This is a genomic window from Actinosynnema sp. NPDC023658 (genome assembly GCF_040639995.1).
Taxonomy (GTDB): domain Bacteria; phylum Actinomycetota; class Actinomycetes; order Mycobacteriales; family Pseudonocardiaceae; genus Actinosynnema.
In genome coordinates, this window is record NZ_JBFAAX010000137.1 from 1 (window position 1) to 13,709 (window position 13,709).

10 protein-coding genes are annotated in these 13,709 nt (G+C 72.9%); 2 read left to right on the forward strand and 8 right to left on the reverse strand.

Going from position 1 to position 13,709, the window contains the following annotated elements; genetic code table 11:
• Positions 1 to 74: 74 nt before the first annotated feature.
• The 4 genes from AB0G02_RS17175 to AB0G02_RS17190 form a co-directional block, all read right to left on the reverse strand.
• A complete protein-coding gene (locus AB0G02_RS17175) occupies positions 75 to 2,348 on the reverse strand; it encodes a hypothetical protein (RefSeq protein ID WP_360794848.1) in 2,274 nt (757 codons plus the stop codon).
• A 104-nt stretch (positions 2,349 to 2,452) separates the two neighbouring features.
• On the reverse strand, positions 2,453 to 3,400 hold the full coding sequence (locus tag AB0G02_RS17180; protein WP_360794875.1) for a methyltransferase: 948 nt from the start codon (positions 3,398 to 3,400) through the stop codon (positions 2,453 to 2,455).
• Between the two features lie 76 nt (positions 3,401 to 3,476).
• Positions 3,477 to 4,532, reverse strand: coding sequence for a TerC/Alx family metal homeostasis membrane protein (locus AB0G02_RS17185; RefSeq protein ID WP_360794851.1), 1,056 nt, complete (start codon positions 4,530 to 4,532; stop codon positions 3,477 to 3,479).
• Between the two features lie 223 nt (positions 4,533 to 4,755).
• Positions 4,756 to 7,482: a hypothetical protein gene (locus tag AB0G02_RS17190; protein ID WP_360794854.1), complete on the reverse strand. Its 2,727-nt coding sequence runs from the start codon at positions 7,480 to 7,482 to the stop codon at positions 4,756 to 4,758.
• A 408-nt stretch (positions 7,483 to 7,890) separates the two neighbouring features.
• Between AB0G02_RS17190 and AB0G02_RS17195 the strand changes: the two genes are divergently transcribed.
• Positions 7,891 to 8,700 (forward strand): transglycosylase SLT domain-containing protein, encoded by an 810-nt coding sequence (locus AB0G02_RS17195; protein ID WP_360794857.1) that lies wholly within the window; start codon positions 7,891 to 7,893, stop codon positions 8,698 to 8,700.
• 93 nt (positions 8,701 to 8,793) lie between these two features.
• Here the strand turns inward: AB0G02_RS17195 and AB0G02_RS17200 are convergent, their stop codons facing one another.
• A complete protein-coding gene (locus AB0G02_RS17200; protein ID WP_360794860.1) occupies positions 8,794 to 10,188 on the reverse strand; it encodes a BNR repeat-containing protein in 1,395 nt (464 codons plus the stop codon).
• A 326-nt stretch (positions 10,189 to 10,514) separates the two neighbouring features.
• On the opposite strand from AB0G02_RS17200, the gene AB0G02_RS17205 reads away from it, so the two are divergent.
• Entirely contained in the window at positions 10,515 to 10,793 is a 279-nt protein-coding gene (locus tag AB0G02_RS17205) for a hypothetical protein (protein ID WP_360794863.1), read from the forward strand.
• A gap of 10 nt (positions 10,794 to 10,803) precedes the next feature.
• On the opposite strand, the gene AB0G02_RS17210 is transcribed toward AB0G02_RS17205, so the two are convergent.
• The 3 genes from AB0G02_RS17210 to AB0G02_RS17220 all read right to left on the reverse strand — a co-directional run.
• Positions 10,804 to 12,417, reverse strand: coding sequence for an ATP-dependent DNA helicase RecQ (locus tag AB0G02_RS17210; protein ID WP_360794866.1), 1,614 nt, complete (start codon positions 12,415 to 12,417; stop codon positions 10,804 to 10,806).
• Positions 12,414 to 12,836 (reverse strand): DUF2243 domain-containing protein, encoded by a 423-nt coding sequence (locus tag AB0G02_RS17215; protein WP_360794869.1) that lies wholly within the window; start codon positions 12,834 to 12,836, stop codon positions 12,414 to 12,416. Before AB0G02_RS17215 ends, AB0G02_RS17210 begins: the two co-directional genes overlap by 4 nt.
• 107 nt (positions 12,837 to 12,943) lie before the next feature.
• Positions 12,944 to 13,709 (reverse strand): LysR family transcriptional regulator substrate-binding protein (locus AB0G02_RS17220; RefSeq protein ID WP_360794872.1); only part of this gene is annotated, 766 nt, incomplete at its 5' end.

Genomic DNA, 13,709 nt, shown 5'->3' on the forward strand with positions numbered 1-13,709 from the left:
GCGGGACGGTGATCACTCCGATCACGTCCCGCCGAGGGCTTCGTCCGGGCCGCGGTGGCGACGGGGTCAGGCGGTCACCGGGCGATGGCGTAGGCGCTGGTGCCGGTCGCGGCGATCGCGGCCGCCGACGGCAGACTGGGGACCCGCACCGGCGTCGGGGACGAGGCGACGTCCTGGACCCCGAGCTGGTACCAGGCGTTCGCGCCCCAGCCCCACGTGCTGCCGTCCTCCAGCAGCGCGTACCCGTTCCCGCCCGCCCCGACGACGGTCCTGACCTGCGACAGGCCCTGGACGGCCTTCGGGCGGGTCACGTACTGCTCGCCCGTCGCGCCGACACCCGCCGTGCCCTGGGCGTGCGAGCCCCAGGCGACGACGGTCCGGTCCGCCTGCACGGCGAACCCGGTGGTGCTCGCCGCCGCCACCGACAGGACGCCGGTCAGCCCCGCCACCGGGGTGGCCGTGGCCGTCCGGCCGGTGGCCGTGCCGTTGCCGAGCTGGCCCTCCGCGTTGCTGCCCCAGGTCCACACGGTCCCGTCGGTGCGCAACGCGTACCGGCTGCCGCCGCCCGCGGCGATGGCCTTGACCCCGGTCAGGCCGGCCACCTGGACCGCGGTGGCCGAGGAGCCGCCCGCGGTGCCGGTGCCGAGCTCGCCGGAGGAGTTGTTCCCCCACGCCCACACCGTGCCGTCCGACCGCACGGCGTACGCGGTGCCCGCGGACGCGGCGACGGCCACCGCGTTGTCGACGCCCTGGATCCGGACGGGCAGGTCGACCACGTGGTCCGCCGACGTGTCGGGTCCGACCTGCTTGGCGGAGTTGGCGCCCCAGCCCCAGACCGTGCCGTCGGTGCGCAACGCGTAGCCGTTGGACGCCGACGCCGCGATGGCCGTGACGCCGGTCAGCCCCCTGACCTTGACCGGCACCGGGGCGAACCCGCCGCCCACGTGCCACCCGGCGCCCAGCTCACCGGAGGAGTTCTCGCCCCACGCCCACACCGTGCCGTCCGACCGCAGGGCGTAGCGGCCCGCGAGCGCGGTCGCGCCGTCCAAAGAGGACACCGGTCGGGCGCCCGCTTCGCCGAAGTAGGCGTTGCCGCCCGCGCCGCCGCCGGAGCCCAGCACGCCGTTGTTGCTCTGGCCCCACGCCTGCACGCACCCCGTCGCGCAGGTGGACGGCGCGGGGGCGAAGTAGCCGCCCAGGTCGACGATCAGCTGCACGCTGCCGGTGCCGGGCTTGAGCACGAGCGCGCCATACATGCCGGCCACCACCGACACCAGGTTCGGCACCGTGGCCCCGGCCGTCACGTTGAGCGCCGACGACGCGGCGGCGGGGGCGCCGTTGCCGGGCACCACGCTGACGTAGGTGGCGGCGGTCGCCTCCGTCGCGGTCACGTTCAGCATCACGGCGGTCGCGGTCGTCGGGATGGACAGGTCCATCGCCAGCAGCAGCTCCAGCGGCTGGTCCGGCCGGGCCGCCGCCGAGGAGCGGGTGTCCGCCACCCGGACCGGGTCCATCGCGTGGAAGGCGAGCCCCTCGCCCGGGACGTAGAAGCCGGCGACGTCCGCGATGAGGTCGACCGTGCCCTGCCGGGTGTAGAGGTCCACCGTGCGGTCGGTGCCCAGCGCGACGGTCACCAGGTTGGCCCGGGTGTCGCCGGGCACCAGGTTCAGGTTCGACGCGCTGGGCCGGGTCTTGCCGTGCGGCCACGCGGTGACGTAGGTGTCGGCGGTGACGTTGGTGGCGGTCAGGTTGAACGTCACGGCGCTCGCCTCGGCCGGGACGACGCCGGTGAGGTTCAGCGCCAGCGAACCGTCCGGGTTCCGCGTGCCCGCGCCGGTGCCGTCCCGGGTGTCCAGGGCCCGCCTGGGCGGCACCGGCTGGTACAGGGAGCCCGTGCCCGGCGCGTAGTAGCCGGCCAGGTCGGCCAGCAGGTGCACGGTGCCGGTGGCGTTGAACAGGCTCACCTTGCGGCTCTGGCCCAGCCGCACGGTGACCAGGTTCGGCCGGGTCTCGCCGGCGACGACGTTGAGGTTGGACGTGGCCGGGCGCGTGGTCTCCGACGGCCACACCGTCACGTACGTGCTCGCGGTCGGCTCGGTCGCCGTCACGTTGAGCACCACGGCCGTGGTCCCGGCCGGCGTCCGGGCGGACAGGTCGAGCACGACGGTCTGCCCCGCGCCCACCACCCCTGCCGGTGCGCCGAGGGCCGCGCGCGTGTCCAGCACCCGCACCGGCGTCACCGGTGTGTAGGAGGACGCCGTCGAAACGGCCGCGGCAGCGGTCGGGGCCGCGGCCGACAGGGAGAGCACGAGCATCGCCACCGCGGGCAGCACAAAGCGTTTGAACAAACCGATCCCCCCATAGTCACGGATTTCTCGCGCGGCGAGCCTACTCCCCGGGTTCCCGGTGGATCGGGAAACCGGGATCCGGACCCCCGGTGCGGGTGCGCGGGTCAGGCGGTGGCGTCGAGGCGGAACTCCAGCAGGCAGCGCTGGTCGGTCAGGTCGGTCACGGCGTCCAGCACCAGCCCACGGGCCCCGGCGAGGGCGCGGAACTCGTCGACCCGGCGCTCCCGGCCGCCGTGGATGACGAGCATGGTCAGGCCGCTCTGGGTGTCGGCCCGTCGTCCGGCGACGCCTTCGACGACCAGGACGCGACCGGTCGGGTGGCACGCCTCGGCGCAGCGGGCCAGGATCCGGCCCGCGTGCTCGTCGTCCCAGTTGTGCAGGATGTCGAACAGCAGGTAGGCGTCCGCACCCGCGGGGAGCGGGTCGAAGAAGCTGCCCGCGGTGGCCCGCGCCCGGTCACCGAGCCCGTGGTCGTCGAAGGTGCGGCGGGCGGCGGTCGCGGTGGCGTCGAGGTCGACCAGGTGGCCGCGCACCTCCGGGTTGGCCTCCAGGATCGCCGCGAGGAGCGTGCCGCGGCCACCGCCGACGTCGACGATCGTGGCGAAGCGGGACCAGTCGCAGCCCGCGACGATCCGCGGCACCTGGGCGCGCACCCGCCGCGTCATCTGGTCGTCGAAGGTCTCGCGCAGGCGGGGTTCGTCGGTCAGGTCGGACCAGAAGTCCCGGCCGTAGCGGCGGGGGTAGCCGGGCTGCCCGGTGGTGACGCTGTGCAGGAGCTCGACGTACGCCAGCTCGGCGCGACCGCCCGCCGCGTCCAGGTGCAGGAGGTTGGTCAGGTTGTTGTCGGCGTCGGCGCAGAGTGCCGTGCCGCGGTCGGTGGTCCGGTAACCGGTGGGTGCGCGCTCGACGATCCCGAGGGTCGTGAGGTGGCTCAGCAGGAGGTCGAGCGCGACCGGTGACGCGTTCAGCTCGGTGGCGACCTGGTCGGCGGTGGCGCCGTCGCCGCGGAGCCGGTCCGGCAGGCCCAGGGTGACCGCGACCCGCAGGGCCATCGGGGTGGCCAACCCGGCGAGCTCGCGGATCGAGGCGATGTCGTGTTCGTCCACGGACCCAACGCTGGCACGCCCGTCAATCGGGAATCGCCGGCGTGGCGGGTCGGTCGTCGGACCCGCCCGACCCGTCGGACCCACCGGCGCGTGCCTCGGCCCGACGCCCGGCGCGCAGGCTGGTCAGCGTGACGACGGCGAGGGTCGCGATGATCACGGCCAGGGAGAGCGGGGTGGGGATCTCCGGCACGGCGGGCCAGATCCCGTGCGCCCAGTGCAGCGCGAGCTTCAGCCCGATGAACGCGAGGATGATCGCCAGCCCGTGGTTGAGGTGGACCAGCTTGGCCAGCGCGGTGTGCAGCACGAAGTAGAGGGCGCGCAGCCCGAGCAGGGCGAAGGCGTTGGTGGCGAACACGAGGTAGGGGTCGTCGGTGATGCCGTACACCGCGGGCACCGAGTCCACGGCGAAGACCACGTCCGTCGCGAAGACCGCCACCACGACGACCGCCAGCGGGGTGAGCGCGCGCCGGCCGTGTTCGCGCACGGTCAGGCGGGCGCCGCGGTAGTCGTCGGTGACGGGCATGAACCGGCGCAGCAGCCGGACCGACCGCATCCGCGAGATGTCCCGCTCGGCGTGCCCGCCGGTGAGCGCCTCGTGCAGGATCTTCACCGCCGAGGCGACCAGGATCAGGCCGAAGACGAGGAACGCCCAGGTCCCGGCCGACAACATCGCCGCACCGGCCGCGATGAAGACGCCGCGCAGCAGCAGCGCGCCGACGATGCCGAACAGCAGCACCCGCTGCTGCAGGGCCGCCGGCACGCTGAACGCGCCGAGCAGCAGCATGAAGACGAAGAGGTTGTCCACGGACAGGGACTTCTCGACCACGAACCCGGTCATGAACTCCACCGCCGGGCCGCTGCCGGAGTCGAGCCACAGCCAGAGCCCGAACACCACCGGCAGCGCCAGGTAGAGCGCCGACCACCCCACGGCCTCCCGCATCGACACCTCGTGCGGGCGGCGCGTCACCGCGAAGTCGGCGAGGACCAGCCCCACCAGGACCGCGATGCTGATCAACCACAGCGTCGGTGACCCGACGGACGTGGCGGGGCTTGCCGCGAGTGCGACAGATCCGGGCACAGGACCTCCTCGAACACAGGTGTTCGAGGTCTCCTTCACCCCGGTGGGGCGGCCTCCCGGGGACGCCGACAAGGCGTCCGTACTGACCGGGCAGGCGCTTGGGAAGTACTCCCCTCGGCCCACAGTATCAACTGAACCCGTCCGATAAGTAAAGGGTCATTAAAGTGCGCCGCGCCACGCCACGATCGACGTGCGGCGGCGAGACCCGCGTCCACGCGACGGGTCAGCGCGGCGTGGTCGGGCACCAGGGCGCGCGGTGGAGGTCCACGTCCTCCCGGTTCGGGTAGTCGCCGCAGGACGCCAGCACAGTGGGCGACTTGCCGTCGGCCACCCGCAGCACGGCCACGAACTTGTCGATCGGCACCTGGCCGCCGCCGAAGTCGATCACGCCGCTCTCGCCGGACAGCGCCCGCTCGCCGCCGATGTCGCCCATCTCCTTCCAGATGTGCCCCGGCGACACGGGGATCTTCCCCAGCTGGATCATGGCGTGCACGAAGAGGTAGAGGGCGTCGTAGGTGAGCGCGGCGTGCCCGTCCAGCGACGGGTTGGCGTTGCTCTGGCACTGGTCGGGCACGAGCTCGCGCAGCGTCTGGTTCATCTCGGTGGCCGCCGCGCAGCCCTGAGCGCCGATCGCGAACGACACGTACTCGAACGGGATCTCCGGGTGCTGACCGCGCAACGTGTCGTCGGCGGCGTAGCGGGCGATGTCGTCACCGGCGAACAGCGCGGGCGGGTCGTTCTTGCACCCGGCGCTCACCCCGTCCATCAGCTTGCCGAAGTCCGCGGGCCTGCCCGCGAAGAACACGACCTCGTCGTCCGCGACGTCGCACAGGCCCTGACCGAGCCGCCTGGCGTCGGAGCTCTGCTCACCGCCGACCGGCTGGTAGGGCTCCTCGCGCACCCGCAGGCCCACCTCGTCGAAGTGCTTGGCCACGTCGGCGCGCAGGTTGCCCGCGTAGGAGTCCAGCTCGTCGTTGGAGTGCACGATCACCACGCCGCGCATGTCCGGGTGCGCCGCGCGCACGTGCCGCGCCGCGATCTGCGCCTGGCGGTCGTTGGTGGGCGAGACCTGGAAGTACATCCGGGACGCGGTGGGCATCGCGTCGTCCGACAGGGTCGCGGCGACGACCGGCAGGCCGACGTCACCCAGGTCGCGGATGGTGTCGCGGGTCGGCTTGCTGCTCAACGCCATGCCCAGCACGCCGATGATGCTCTTGTCCCGCTCCATCATCGACCGCAGCTTCCCCGCCACCACGTCGCCGTGCTGCATGGTCGAGCCCGCGTTGCTCAGCAGGACGCGGATCAACGGCTCGTCGGCGTCGGTGCGGTCGAGCAGCCTGGCCTGCCGGGCCGCGACGCCGACCAGCCGGGCGGTGTTGCTGGCCAACGCGTCGCGGTTGGCGCTCATCGCGGACACGTACACGACGGTCGCGTAGGGGCGGCCCTTGTCCCGTTCGTGCGCTTCGAGCACCCGCCGGTTCTGGTCCACGATCAGCTGCTGGACCTGGTTGAAGCGGGCCAGCTCGTCGGGGTCGGCCTCGCCGAACAGCGGCACGTACCCCGTGGTGACGCCGACGCAGTCGCCGTCGCGCCGTTCGAGGGTGTGCGCGTCGGGGTTGTCGCGGTCCAGGCCGCAGTGCTCGTAGCGCCACCGGTCGTTCGCGGCGGTGATCCCGCGGACCTGCCGGTAGCCGACCGTCGCCACGGACGCGAGCAGCAGCAGCACGACGATCACGAGCACCGACGTACGCGACCAGACCGGGGCCTGCCGCACGGACAGCGTGGCCGTGGGCGGCACCTCGCCCCGGACGACGGTCACCTCGGGCACCTTCAGCGGCAGGAACCACGCGGTCGGTCGGCGGGCGCGGCTGTCGGTGGCCAGCTTGCGCGCCCACGTCTCGTAGGCGTGGCTCGCCTGGCTCACCGGCGCGGGTTCGCGCTCGGCGGTGGTCGCCGCGTCCGGCGGCACCTTGGCGCTGCCGCTGATGATCACCAGCGGGTCGAACGCGCCGGTGTCGTTGCGCACGTCGTTGATGACCTTGAGCACGGCGTAGCCGCCGTTGTCGCGGCGGATGCCGTCCAGCAGCACCACCGGGTACACCGTGCGGCGGGCCGACCTGATCCGCCACCACGACCGGCGGTAGGCGCGGCGCACGTCCTCCAGGAACGCGTTCACCAGCAGCTTCGCCAGCTGGCCGGTGTCCTCGCGCGGCTCGGTGCGCTGACCGGGCACCAGCGCCGACGTCAGCCGCTCGGCGAAGCCGATGAACGTGCCCGGGTCGTGCGGCGCGAGGTAGGGCTGGCGCAGGAGCCACCGGTACTCGCTGCCCGGCACCAGCCCGCGCAGCTTCGCCCGGAACAGGAAGGACGGCACCAGCCGCACCACCAGCCGCACCCACCACGGCGCGGTCTCGGTGGCGTTGTCCAGCACCTCCTTCAGGTCGTCGCCGCTGCGGCGGCGCAGGTCCCGCTCCCGCAGGCGGGTCAGCAGGGTCGAGGACGACTCGGGGTTCGACCCGTCCAGCCGCTGGTTCATCAGCCAGTAGACGAGCTCGAAGCGGCGGAACTCGTGCCGCCCGTAGCGGTCGTTCGCGCCGTGGGCCAACCCTCGGGCGATGTGCACCAGCACCGAGCCGACCGCGTCCAGCGTGGCCAGGTCCGGCGTGGCGACGCCCGGTTCCGGGTCGGGGAAGCGGTGGTAGGCGTGCGGCACCCGGCCGGGGTGCGCGCCGCGCAGGTGGGACTGCAGCGCGGCCAGCAGGCCGTCCGCGCGGGTTCCCCGGACCAGGCAGACCAGCGGGATGCCGCGGTCGGCGCCGGCCCGCGCTCCCGCGCGACGACCGGGCAGCTCACCGAAGCGCGGGCGCTCGGTCAGGTCCTGCAGGAGCTTCACCAGCTCGTCCACGACCTCGACCGACGATAATCCTTCCTCAGCACCGCTCTCGGCCACCGGACTCCTCGCGCGACGAACCCCGTCCCACCCCGTCCGGCGTGACGCAGGACTTCCGACTTTAGCTCGCAGGACCGTCCGCTTCGGGCGTTTCGGCACTGTCCCCGCACGTCACCGCACTCTTGCGGCTCGGGCGACCCCGGTGGCGGAGGCCATCTCCCCTTTTGAGCGACGCGTAACCCCGGCAATGACGGACAGTAGGCGCGGCTCGCAACAAACGTGACGAGAGTCACCCATCAACGGTCAATCCTTGCCTCCCCCAAACACGAACGGTTACGTTCTCGGCCGCAGATCACGGTTCCATCACCGAAGGGACACGGGCCCGACATCCCCCGGAAAGGCCCGCGTCCACCTGGATCCCCCGCCAGGTCCGGTGACGGAGTTCCCCGACCGCAGGAGGCTGCACCCTTGGCTCGGCACGTCCGTCACAAGAACAAACGCGCGCAGACCACGTTCCAGGTACCCGCACCGCCGCCCGGCTACAAGGGCGCGCACCGCGCGGAGGCCGAGAAGGTGCTCCCGCGTCGCATCGCCAGCGTGGCGGTGGCCGTCGGCATCGTGTCGGGCTCCGGAGCCGCGGCGTACGCGATGAGCGGGCCGTTCAGCCCGATGGCCGGTGGCGCGGACCTCGGCGGCGTGCCGGACGACACGATCCGCACCGGCAAGGTCGACACGGTGCACGCGGTGGACCTCGGTTCGGAGACCGCCCGGATCATCCGCCAGGAGCAGCTCTCCGCGCTCCACACGTTCAACCAGGCCAGCGGCGTGGCGCAGGACGGTTACGCGGCCCGCAAGGCGGCCGAGGACAAGGCGGCGCGCGAGGCCTGGGAGGCCGCCGAGGCGCGCAAGCCCCCGAAGCAGCGCGAGGTCGAGGGCTGGATCCGCGAGGCCATCAAGGTCCTGGCGGCCAACGGCACCCCGATCACCGAGGACAGCCTCGACGAGATCTACACGATCATCATCAAGGAGTCCAACGGCAACCCCAACGCCGTGAACACCTGGGACGCCAACGCCGCCCGCGGCACACCTTCCAAGGGCCTGATGCAGTGCATCGACCCGACGTTCCAAACCTACAAGCTGCCCGGGTACGACGACATCTACTCCCCGGTCGACAACATCATCGCGGGCGTCCGCTACACCTACGCCCGCTACGGCGGCTTCGGCAACCACCCCGGCCTGGTCGGGATCAACTCCGGCACCGGGTACGTCGGGTACTGACGCCCGTCCGCCGTCGAAGGCCCGACTCCCCCGAGGTCCCGCTCCCCGACGACCGGTGCGGGGGTTCCGGGGTCGGAACCCCCGCGCCGGCGGTCAGCCGAGCCGGAAGTCGGCCACCCTGATCGGTGACGGCGTGGTGCCGCTGGAGCGCTGCTGGTACTGCACCGACAGGACGCCGTCCACTGCCAACCTCGACGTGTCGACGTTGACCTCGCCGAACGCGTTCATCGACGGCTGGTCGAACACGAGGGTCCAGTCGGTCCAGCCGGTGGCCCGGCTCGCGGACACGATCCGGCCGCGCGGCATCACCAGGTAGGCGTTGTCGGCGCGGTCGAAGACGAGCTTGGTCCGCTGGGTGCTGCCGGGCGGCACCGGCACCTCGCGCTTGGTCCACGTCCCGTCGGCGTTGCGCACGACGTGGAACGTGCGGCCGTACTGCGCGCGCTGCTGCGAGTAGTTCGACACGCACTGGGTGAACCGGCCCGGCACGTAGCTGATCACCACGTGCGGCGTGCCGGTCGAGTCGGCGCCCTGGCCCTCCTGGTTCATCAGGCCGTGGTTGGGGTCGAGCGGGTCGACGACCAGGCCCGGCGAGCCGACCGACACCCGCGTGCCGCCGGTGGTGCCGACGACCGCGCCCGCCGCGTTGCGCCACGTGCGGCCCCGGTCGTCGCTGTAGACGTACCCGGTGTCGTGGTTGGTGAGGCCGCCGGGGTTGCACAGCACGCCCGCGTTGCCCTCGCGCCAGGTGAACGCCGCGTGCAGCCGGCCCCGCCGGTCGTAGGTCAGGCCGTGCAGGTACATGTTGCGGGTGGTCGACACGACGCCGTTCGGCCCGGTGTAGTTGCCGGTCGCGGAGGACCACGCGCCGAGCTTCCGCCACGTGCCGCCGGTGTACTCGGCCAGCTCGTTCACGCCGTTGCCCGACCCGCCGGTGCGGTAGCTGAACTGCAACGCGCCCTCGGGCGTGACGACGAACTGCGGGTACGTCATGTTGCCCGGCTCGACGCTGCCCAGCGTCCGCTGCACCGCCCCGAACACCGATGGCGACCAGGCGTACGAGCCGGGCTGCGACGCGAGCCCGGCCACGGACCGGGAGTAGAACAGCCGCGTGTTGTGGGTGTCCATCGCGACGTGCAGCGTGCCGTCCTGGGGCGAGATGCCCAGCGAGATCACGTTGTGCGAGTCGTCGGTGCTCAGCGCGTGCGGCAGCACGGCTTTCTGCCAGCCGCCGCCGAGCGCGCGCCGTGCGACCACGGCGTTGCGGTCGGACGTGTACCAGGCCGCGTACTGGTAGCCGTTGTAGGTGATCAACGCGTCCTGGAAGGCGTTGTTGTTAACGAGCCCGTCGTAGGACACGAAGTACAGCGCCGACTGGTCGAGCACGGTGTCGGACAGCAGGGTGACGCCGGGCGCGGCCTGCGCGACCCCCGGTTGGACGACCGCGGACGCGGCCAGCACGAGGGCCGCCAGCCCCTTCGCGATCACCGGCCCACCCCGTCCGCTAGCGGGGTTCTGAGGTTGCGCTCTCCCGGTGATTCCATGGGCTTCTCCTCGTCGTCTGCGGGGGCCGTCCGGTCGCGCCGTGCCTCGATGCGCTGATCGCGTCCGTGCCCGAGTCCTGGACAGCACTCCAGTCCGGTCCACGTCCAAGGTCAACGGAGTGAACAGAAGCGATCAAAGTCGAGCGCTGCCGACGATCCCGCCGAAGTCGTCGAACGGGTCGAGCCCGGCGGACCCTCCTGGTACCCGCACCGCCCGGCTGCGGTCGGTCCGCGGCGGAACCGCGGGGCGCGGCCGGACATCCCACCGACATGGACACGGGTCGGTGGTGGGTGGTCGTGGAGGAGATCCGCGGCATGGGCGACGGGCGCGAGTGGGAGATCTCGCTGGCACAGCCCGTCGGTGACCGGGAGGCGGCGCTGGCCGAGGCGGTGCGGCTGGCCCGCGAGTTCGTCCCGGCCTACCCGTGGTCGGTGCGGTCGCGGCAGGTGCTGCGGTTGGGCGACGGTTCGTGCCTGGTGATCGCGACGGGCCGGACCTCGTCCTTCCACTTCCGCGTCCACGTGGCCGAACTGGTGGCGGACGACTGAACGTCGGCGGTCAGCCCTCCGGGTGGCGGCCCAGCAGGTCGGCGGCGTGCACGGCCTCCAGCGACAGCGTCTTGTAGCCGACCTCCTCGAACAGCACGGTGAGCCGGTCGGCCTCGCTCTGCACGACCGTGCCCGCGCCCCACTCGGTGTGGTGGACCCGGGACTGGGCCGGGTACTCGGGGTTGGCCGACACGCCGGTGCCCGCCTCGCCGCGCTCGCACGTGTCGCAGTTGCCGCACGCCCGTTCCAGCACCTCGCCGAAGTACCCCAGCAGGTGCTGCCGGCGGCACGCGCGGGTCTCCGCGTACGCCCGCATGACCTCGATCCGGGACCGGTCGAGGCGTTGCAGTCGCTCGGCTTCCTCGGCCGCCAGGTCGGCCGCCTCCTCCGGGTCGACCACCAGCCGGAACTTGGCCCTGGTCACCCGCACCGCGTCGACGCGCTCCAGCAGGTTGACGCCGGTGGTGACCTTGCGGCGGGACTGCCCGAGCTCCCGCGCCAGCTCGGTGACGCGCAGCCCGGGGTGGTCGCGCACGAACTCCGCCAGCTCGACGAACCCGTCCCGGTCGACGTGCCGGGACTGGAGGAACCGCTGCAACCCCAGGTCCTGCGGCCGGTAGAACAGCACGGCCCGCGCGGGTTCGCCGTCCCGGCCCGCGCGACCGATCTCCTGGTAGTAGGCGTCCAGCGAACCGGGCGCGGAGGCGTGCGCGACGAACCGCACGTCCGGCTTGTCGATGCCCATGCCGAACGCCGACGTCGCCACGACCACGTCGACGTCGCCGCTCATGAAGGCGTCCTGCACGCGTTCGCGCTCGGCGGCCTTCATCCCCGCGTGGAACGGTTCCGCACTCACCCCCTTTCCGCTCAGCTCCTCCGCGTACCGGCGGGCGTCCTTGCGGGTCGCCACGTAGACCAGTCCGGGCTTCCGCGCCTCCAGCACCCAGTCGAGGACCGCGCGCCGCTTGTGGTCGTCCTCGACGAACATGCGCACGTCCAGCGACAGGTTGGGCCGGTCGAAGCCGATGGCCACCACGACCGGGTCGCGCATGCCCAGGTGGGAGATGACGTCCTCGCGCACGGTCGTGCCCGCGGTGGCGGTGAGGGCGAGCACGGGCGGGCGGCCGAGCCGGTCCACCGCAGCGGCCAGCCGCAGGTAGTCGGGCCGGAAGTCGTGGCCCCACGCGGACACGCAGTGCGCCTCGTCCACCACGAACAACCCGGGCTCGCCGAGCCGGTCCAGCACCTCCGGCTTGGCCAGCTGCTCGGGTGAGACGAACAGGTACCGCACCTCCCCGCGTGCGACGGCCTCCCACGTGGCCTCGTTGTCCACTTCGGACTGCGCGGAGTTCACCATCGCGGCGGGCGGTGCGCCGTTCTCGCGCAGCGCCGTGACCTGGTCGCGCTGCAACGCGATCAACGGCGACACCACGACGACCAGGCCGTCCAGCAGCACGCCGGGCACCTGGTAGACCGCCGACTTGCCCGCGCCGGTGGGCAGCACGACGAACACGTCCCGCCCGGCCAGCACCTGCTCCATGGCGTCGATCTGCTCGTCGCGCAGCTCCGCCCACCCGAACACCTCGGACGCCGCGGCGCGCAGCCGCTCCCGGACCCCGCTCACCGGCTCGCCCGATCCCGGACGAGGAGCCCGCCCACCACGACCAGCACCGCGCCCAGGACGAGGAAGCCGAGGTCGTAGGCGAGCTCGTGCGGGCCGCCGCGCACGTGGTGGACGCCGAGGACCAGGTGGTCCACCACCCCTTCGACCAGGTTGAACACGCCCCACCCGGCCAGCACGCCACCCCACAGCACCCGGCCGGCCAGCGTGCCCGCGCGGTTGAGCAGTCCGATGCCGACGAGCACGAGCAGCAGGCACAACAGGTGGAACAGCCCGTCGGCGCGCATGTTCGCGTGCAGGTCGTCGGGGTACCAGCCGGACAGCATGTGGTGCCAGCCGAGGAGCTGGTGGGCGACGATGCCGTCGACGAACCCACCGATCCCCAGCCCGATCACCAGCGCCGCTCGCGCGCCTCTCGTCATGGGCCGGGAGTTGCCCGCCCGGGTGGGATCAAACTCGGCGGACGTCACACCCGCCGGACACCGCGCCCGACCTCCCCGCCCCCGCCGGACACCCCCGCCCGGCGGCGTCACGCACCGCGGACGTCCTCCCGGCAGGAGTCGACCAGCGCGGTCACCGCCGGGTGCCACTCGCGACCGGTCGGACCGCTCACCACCAGCCTGCGCACCACCCTCGGCCGCAACGGCACCAGCACCAGCCCCGGCGGCAGCATCGTCGCGGCCAGGCCCGGCACGACCGAGATGCCGATCCCGGCGCGCACCATCGCGAGCAACGTGCCCAGCTCCCGCACCCGGTGCCGCGGGTCGAACGGCACGCCCGCGTGCACCTGCCGCACGTGCCGCTCGCAGCCGCCGCACGACAGCAGGAACGGGTCGTCGGCCAGGTCCTCCACGCCCACCTCGGCCACCCCGGACAACGGGTGGTCGGTGCGCAGCAGCGCGTGGAACGCGTCCTCGCCCACCGTCGCACCGCGACCGGGCGGCGGGTCGACCAGGACGGCCGCGTCCGCGACGCCCTGGGCCAGCCAGTCGGCCACCTCGTCGTCCTCGCCCTCGAACACCCGCACCCGCACGTGCGGGAACTCCGCCTCCCACCGGGCCATCAGCTCGGGCAGCAGGCCCTGGCACACGGTCGGCGGCGCGGCCAGCTTGACCGTGCCGCGGGCCACGCCCCGACGACGCGTGGCCAGGTCGGTGATCGCGGTCGACGCGGCCACCGCGGCGCGCGCGTGCGCCACGACCTCCTGGCCGAACGCGGACGGCCGCGGGCGGCCGTCGCGCACCAGCACCGGGTGGCCGAGGGTCCGTTCGAGCGCGGCGACGGCGAGCGACACG

Bases quoted from the DNA above. Each gene is read 5' to 3' on its own strand.
- AB0G02_RS17180 (WP_360794875.1), bottom strand. From the start codon at position 3,400: ATGGCCCTGCGGGTCGCGGTCACCCTGGGCCTGCCGGACCGGCTCCGC.
- AB0G02_RS17205 (WP_360794863.1), top strand. From the start codon at position 10,515: ATGGACACGGGTCGGTGGTGGGTGGTCGTGGAGGAGATCCGCGGCATG.
- AB0G02_RS17215 (WP_360794869.1), bottom strand. From the start codon at position 12,836: ATGACGAGAGGCGCGCGAGCGGCGCTGGTGATCGGGCTGGGGATCGGT.